Annotated in this window: 5 protein-coding genes and 1 pseudogene; all 6 read left to right on the plus strand. The window is 41.3% G+C overall.

Features of this window, described 5'->3' with window-relative positions; translation table 11 throughout:
* A pseudogene (locus tag CBG25_RS19025) lies at nt 1–212 on the plus strand (hypothetical protein); the annotation flags it as partial.
* 602 nt (nt 213–814) lie between these two features.
* The gene (locus CBG25_RS19030; RefSeq protein ID WP_290608619.1) at nt 815–1,255 is read left to right on the plus strand and encodes an NADH-quinone oxidoreductase subunit A; all 441 of its coding nucleotides are present in this window, start codon (nt 815–817) and stop codon (nt 1,253–1,255) included.
* A gap of 20 nt (nt 1,256–1,275) precedes the next feature.
* Nucleotides 1,276–1,950, plus strand: coding sequence for an NADH-quinone oxidoreductase subunit B (locus CBG25_RS19035; RefSeq protein WP_026822049.1), 675 nt, complete (start codon nt 1,276–1,278; stop codon nt 1,948–1,950).
* Between the two features lie 85 nt (nt 1,951–2,035).
* Nucleotides 2,036–3,832 (plus strand): NADH-quinone oxidoreductase subunit C/D, encoded by a 1,797-nt coding sequence (nuoC, locus tag CBG25_RS19040; RefSeq protein ID WP_290608621.1) that lies wholly within the window; start codon nt 2,036–2,038, stop codon nt 3,830–3,832.
* Nucleotides 3,833–3,888: 56 nt separating this feature from the next.
* Complete coding sequence (gene nuoE / locus CBG25_RS19045) at nt 3,889–4,383, plus strand: NADH-quinone oxidoreductase subunit NuoE (protein ID WP_290608622.1); 495 nt, start codon at nt 3,889–3,891, stop codon at nt 4,381–4,383.
* Entirely contained in the window at nt 4,380–5,735 is a 1,356-nt protein-coding gene (gene nuoF, locus CBG25_RS19050; RefSeq protein ID WP_290608620.1) for an NADH-quinone oxidoreductase subunit NuoF, read from the plus strand. Before nuoE ends, nuoF begins: the two co-directional genes overlap by 4 nt.
* Nucleotides 5,736–5,819: the final 84 nt, after the last annotated feature.

The raw sequence follows: 5,819 nt of genomic DNA on the forward strand, positions 1-5,819 counted from the left end.
ATCGAGAAGTTAAACAAAATTGTGGTATTGAACGCTGTCAGGCTCGCACGAGCCGAGCGCAAAGAAATCATATTTTTCTCGCTATTTCTGCGTGGTTTGAACAACATAAACGTCGTATATCTGAAAAAATAACCCTTTATCAACAAAATTGGGACGTAATCAAAAATGCTATTGCTGAGCACATCCGTGTTTTATTAGCGTACCCAAATTAGTTTTGTGCGAAACTCGTGTATTATTGTGATAAAGAAAAGAATTGTTTAACAAAAATCATTTAAATATTTCTTATCAATGGAACTAAATTTTATTTTGGAAAAATTTGTTATGGCTTAAAAAGGTTTGGGTTTTATCTAATAATTAGGGTTATTTATAAATTTGTGAAAAATGACAGTCGTTAATATAATCAAATAAAATTGATTGTTTTATAATCAATTGAGTTTTTTCAACAGAATTGGGCGCGTGATCATAAAATAGCGGAAGTGAAGCGGTTTTAAAACAGGTTTTTCCTGAGATAATGGTTTAGTAAAAACGAAATATCAGTTACACTAGTTACTAACTATTAGTATTAGTTGAATGAGCTGTCACGTTTTAGCTGGCGAGATTTTTTGATTTACAGTTGTAAGGTAAAAGGTGTGAAGAGAGCGTTATTCTATAAACAAAATAGCGGTGAGAAGAATTAAGCTGAAGAAAATTGATGTATATCTGTCTATTGTGATTTTTTCTTCTCATCTAATTATGGTTAGTGTGGTGTAATATTGCGCTAATTCAAGAGCAAAGCAATGACACCGTTTTTATTTATAATGAGTAAGCAGCGAGTATGTCTACATCTATTGAAGTATTTGCTCATCATTGGGCTTTTGCAATATATCTTATTGGTGCTCTTGGTCTGTGTTCCTTAATGTTACTTGGTGCTTATTACCTCGGTGGTAGATCCCAAGCCAGAGCAAAGCATATCCCTTATGAATCGGGCATTAATTCTGTTGGTAGTGCCCGTTTGCGTATATCAGCCAAATTTTACTTGGTTGCAATGTTTTTTGTTATTTTTGATGTTGAAGCGTTATTCCTTTATGCGTGGGCAGTCTCTATTAAAGAAAGTGGTTGGTTAGGCTTTATTGAGGCAAGTATTTTTATTTTGGTGCTATTGGTGGGTTTATTCTACTTGGTTCGTATTGGGGCACTTAATTGGACGCCAGAGCGTTCACGTCGCCATGTTGCAAAACCGAGTGAAATAATTAAAACCAACAATCGTCACCCCTAGTAAAATTGAGGCATTCAAAGATGGATTATACGCTCACTCGCATTGACTTAAATGGTGAGAATGACCGTTATCCCTTGCAAACACAGCAAGTTGTCGGGGATCCATTAGAGCAGCATGTTCATCGTAGTGTTTATATGGGTAAATTAGAGCATGCTTTACATAATATGGTGAATTGGGGCAGAAAGAATTCTCTCTGGCCGTACAATTTTGGCCTTTCTTGCTGCTATGTTGAAATGGTGACTTCTTTCACTGCGGTGCATGATGTCGCCCGATTTGGTGCTGAGGTACTAAGGGCATCACCGCGACAGGCTGATTTTATGGTTGTTGCCGGAACCTGTTTTACTAAGATGGCACCTGTTATTCAACGACTTTATGATCAGATGTTAGCGCCTAAATGGGTAATTTCTATGGGGGCATGTGCTAACTCTGGTGGTATGTACGATATTTATTCTGTTGTACAGGGGGTTGATAAATTTCTTCCTGTTGATGTCTATATACCAGGTTGTCCACCACGCCCTGAAGCTTATATGCAAGCTTTATTATTATTACAAGAATCGATTGGTAAAGAACGTCGTCCATTATCGTGGGTGGTCGGCGATCAGGGTGTTTATCGCGCCAATATGCAATCTGAAAAAGAGCGTAAGCGTGGTGAAAGAATAGCGGTCAAAACGCTACGAACACCCGATGAAATATAAGGCTTAAAAATATAAGCTATTCAGCGTAACAGAAGCAATGTGTTGCGGTTGTAATAAACCTGATCAAGCGTTGTGGTGCATAATGATAACAGATCAGATAACGCAAGAGAGTGTCAGGCCGGCATGGCAAACTTATGATCATTGTGATGATCCAATAATTTTGACACTGCGTAACCAATTCAGTCCAGATGCTTTCACCATTCAATCAACTCGTACCGGAATGTTGGTTATATGGATCAAACGTGAACAACTTCTTGCCGTAATAGAGTTTTTGAAAAAACAGCCTAAACCTTATGTAATGCTGTTTGACTTACATGGGGTTGATGAGCGGCAACGAGCATATCGGCAAGGTTTGCCTGAAGCGGATTTTTCCGTTTTTTACCATCTTATTTCTATTGAGCGTAACCGCGATATTATGTTGAAAGTGGCGCTTAGTGAGAAAGAGCTTAATATTCCCTCTATCGTTTCTTTATTTCCCAATGCTAATTGGTATGAACGTGAAGTATGGGATATGTTTGGCATAACATTTAATGGCCATCCGAATTTGCGACGGTTATTAATGCCAATGACCTGGGAAGGGCATCCGTTATGTAAAGATTATCCGGCCAGGGCCACTGAATTTGATCCTTTTGTTTTAACCAAACAAAAGCTTGATTTAGAGATGGAGTCACTGACCTTTAAACCAGAAGAATGGGGAATGGGGAGAGGCAACGAACATGAAGATTTTATGTTCTTGAATCTGGGCCCCAATCATCCCTCATCTCACGGAGCCTTTCGCATTGTACTGCAACTAGATGGTGAAGAGATTATCGACTGTGTACCGGATATAGGTTACCACCATCGCGGTGCCGAGAAAATGGGCGAGCGCCAATCCTGGCACAGTTACATTCCCTATACTGACCGCATTGAGTATTTAGGTGGCTGTGTTAATGAAATGCCTTATGTATTAGCGGTAGAAAAACTAGCAGGAATTGACGTTCCTGATCGGGTTAAGACTATCCGCGTTATGTTGTCAGAGTTATTCCGTATTAACAGCCATTTACTCTATATCAGTACCTTTATTCAGGATGTCGGTGCCATGACACCGGTTTTCTTTGCATTTACCGATCGCCAGAAAATTTATGACATTGTTGAAGCGATCACCGGTTTTCGTATGCATTCAGCTTGGTTTCGGATCGGTGGTGTTGCTCATGATTTACCCAAAGGCTGGCAAAAACTATTGCAGGAGTTCCTTGACTGGATGCCAAAGCGATTGGATTCATATGTCAAGGCAGCATTGCACAATAGTATTCTTAAAGGGCGTTCAGTTGGTGTCGCTGCTTACACGACTAAAGAAGCATTAGATTGGGGGGTCACTGGCGCCGGATTACGCGCGACGGGTCTTAATTTCGATATTCGTAAATGGCGACCCTATTCAGGTTATGAAAACTTTGAATTTGAAGTTCCTATCGGCAACAATGGCGATTGTTATGATCGAGTGATGTTAAAAGTGGAAGAACTGCGGCAAAGCCTGCGTATTCTTAAACAATGCTTAAATAATATGCCAGCAGGACCATTTAAAGCCGATCATCCCCTAACTACTCCACCACCGAAGGAGCGAACTTTACAGCATATTGAAACCATGATTAATCATTTTTTACAAGTTTCATGGGGGCCAGTTATGCCTGCAAATGAGGCTTTTCAGATGATTGAAGCAACAAAAGGGATCAATAGTTACTATCTGATCAGTGATGGTAATACTATGAGTTATCGCACCCGCGTTCGTACACCAAGTTTTGCCCATTTACAGCAAATTCCTGCGGTGATCAGAGGCAGCCTGGTGTCTGATCTTATTGTCTACCTTGGTAGCATTGATTTTGTCATGTCAGATGTGGATCGTTAATGATGCAAGATGAATTTAATCCCAATCAACAGCAAAAGCGGCTCGATGTCGCTAACATGGTAGAATCTCACACCAAACATGATTTTGCCTTGACGACAGAAGAGCGAGAAGAGATCGAGCAAGAAAAACATCACTATGAAGATGCCAGAGCCGCTTCAATTGAAGCATTAAAAATTGTACAAAAAAAACGCGGTTGGGTGGAAGATGGGGCTATTTATGCAATTGCCGATCTGTTAGGTATTCCAGCCAGTGATGTAGAAGGAGTGGCCACCTTCTACAGTCAAATTTATCGCCAACCTGTTGGCCGTCATATTATTCGTTATTGTGACAGTGTGGTTTGTCATATTACCGGTTATCAAGGTATTGAGGCTGAAATTATCAAATTATTGAAGATTGCGTCCGGCCAAACAACTACTGATGGCCGGTTTACCTTATTACCAACTTGTTGTCTGGGTAACTGTGATAAAGGTCCGACTATGATGATTGATGAGGATACCCATAGTTATGTAAAGCCATCTGATATTCAACGGCTATTGGAGCAGTATCCATGACAACACAGCGACAAATTACCCGTAGTGCGCAGACACATCCATTAACCTGGCGGTTACGTGAAGATCAGCAACCGGTCTGGTTAGAGGAATACTTAAGTAAAAATGGTTACCAAGGTGCTAAAAACGCCCTAAAAAATATGTCGCCAGATCAAGTTGTTAGCTTAGTTAAAGATGCTGGTCTTAAAGGTCGTGGTGGTGCTGGTTTTTCTACTGGCCTCAAATGGAGTTTGATGCCGAAAGATGACAGCATGAATATCCGTTATTTACTTTGCAATGCGGATGAAATGGAGCCTGGAACCTATAAAGATCGTCTTTTAATGGAACAGCTACCGCATTTGTTAATCGAGGGAATGTTAATTGGCGCCTTTGCATTAAAAGCGTACCGTGGATATATCTTCCTGCGTGGTGAATATATCGAAGCTGCCAAACATTTGCGGAAAGCGATTGAGGAAGCGAAAGCAGCGGGTTTATTAGGTAAGAATATTCTGGGTACGGATTTTAACTTTGAGCTTTTTGTACATACCGGTGCTGGGCGCTATATTTGTGGTGAAGAAACAGCGCTGATTAACTCCCTTGAAGGGCGCCGGGCAAATCCGCGCTCAAAACCGCCTTTTCCGGCAACATCTGGTGCCTGGGGTAAGCCGACTTGTGTCAATAATGTGGAAACACTTTGTAACGTGCCTGCGATTATTGAACATCGTAAAGAGTGGTATCTCGGCCTTAGCGAAGGTAAAAGTAAAGATGCGGGAACTAAGCTGATGGGATTTTCCGGTCGGGTTAATAATCCAGGGTTGTGGGAATTACCTTTTGGTATCACTGCTCGCGAGATCCTGGAAGATTATGCCGGTGGAATGTGTAAAGGTTTAACGCTTAAAGCCTGGCAACCAGGCGGGGCTGGTACCGACTTTCTAACCGAAGCGCATCTCGATTTAGCCATGGATTTCGACAGTATCGCTAAAGCAGGTAGCCGTCTGGGTACCGCGCTTGCCATGGCGGTTGATAATGAAATTAATATGGTTTCTTTAACCCGCAATTTAGAGCAATTTTTTGCTCGCGAATCCTGTGGCTGGTGTACACCGTGTCGGGATGGCTTACCTTGGAGTGTGAAAATTCTACAGGCGTTAGAGCGTGGTGAAGGACAACCAGGCGATATTGAAACATTAGAGCAACTTTGTCGCTTTCTTGGGCCAGGTAAAACTTTTTGTGCTCATGCACCCGGTGCGGTAGAACCTTTGCAGAGTGCTATCAAATATTTTCGTGCTGAATTTGAAGATGGCATCAGCCAACAGAATTTTGCCAACTTGAGTCCAATTGCTGGCATTCAACCAAATTTGTTAAAGCAGCGCTGGTGATAACTTACGCTAAGCTGAATAAAAACATATTTAAGTCGACTGACTTTTTGATTAACGCCTGCTGAACAGGCAGGCCATTAGGAC

Origin of the sequence: Arsenophonus sp. ENCA, from assembly GCF_002287155.1 — a bacterium.
Lineage (GTDB): Bacteria > Pseudomonadota > Gammaproteobacteria > Enterobacterales > Enterobacteriaceae > Arsenophonus > Arsenophonus nilaparvatae.

Coding starts and splice junctions, on each gene's coding strand:
- CBG25_RS19030 (WP_290608619.1), top strand. CDS start 815: ATGTCTACATCTATTGAAGTATTTGCTCATCATTGGGCTTTTGCAATA.
- CBG25_RS19035 (WP_026822049.1), top strand. CDS start 1,276: ATGGATTATACGCTCACTCGCATTGACTTAAATGGTGAGAATGACCGT.
- nuoE (WP_290608622.1), top strand. CDS start 3,889: ATGGTAGAATCTCACACCAAACATGATTTTGCCTTGACGACAGAAGAG.
- nuoF (WP_290608620.1), top strand. CDS start 4,380: ATGACAACACAGCGACAAATTACCCGTAGTGCGCAGACACATCCATTA.